Annotated in this window: 1 protein-coding gene; it reads right to left on the reverse strand. The window is 73.8% G+C overall.

What is annotated here, in order from left to right; translation table 11 throughout:
* The coding region (locus JK361_RS40710; RefSeq protein ID WP_201828273.1) for a SpnB-like Rossmann fold domain-containing protein at window positions 1-458 on the reverse strand (458 nt) is incomplete at its 3' end.
* Window positions 459-500 lie beyond the last annotated feature (42 nt).

Below are 500 nucleotides of genomic sequence, written 5' to 3' on the forward strand. Positions count from 1 at the left end.
GGCCGCACCGCCACCGCACCACGGGTGACGAAGACCAACCGGGACGACGCCCAGCGCTCCTCCGACAGGAACCGCTGAACCAACGCCAGAGCACGCCCCGTCGCCGCCCGCACCTCACCGGCCAGACGGTCCACCGGCACGTCACCCGCCACGAAGGGCGCGACGACGATGCCGGGCACCGAGTCGCCGAGAGTGCCGAGGTCCAGGTCGGGGCCAAGGACCGCGCAGTGATCACCGGCCGTCGGCACCGACGCGGCCGGCAGCCGCTGCCACTCCAGCCGGTACAGGTCCTCCTGCCGGCCCGCCCGCAGCTGCTCGGGACTGACCGCACGCAGCGTCAGCGACCGCACCGACACCACCGGCCGGCCCGCAGCGTCCCACGCCGACAAGGACACCGCATCCTCGCCGACCTCGGACAGCCGCACCCGCAACACCGAACCACCGACGGACGACGCCAAGGACACACCCGCCCACGAGAACGGCAACCGCGGCTGCCCCAC

The organism is Streptomyces musisoli, assembly GCF_016741855.1.
Lineage (GTDB): Bacteria > Actinomycetota > Actinomycetes > Streptomycetales > Streptomycetaceae > Streptomyces > Streptomyces musisoli.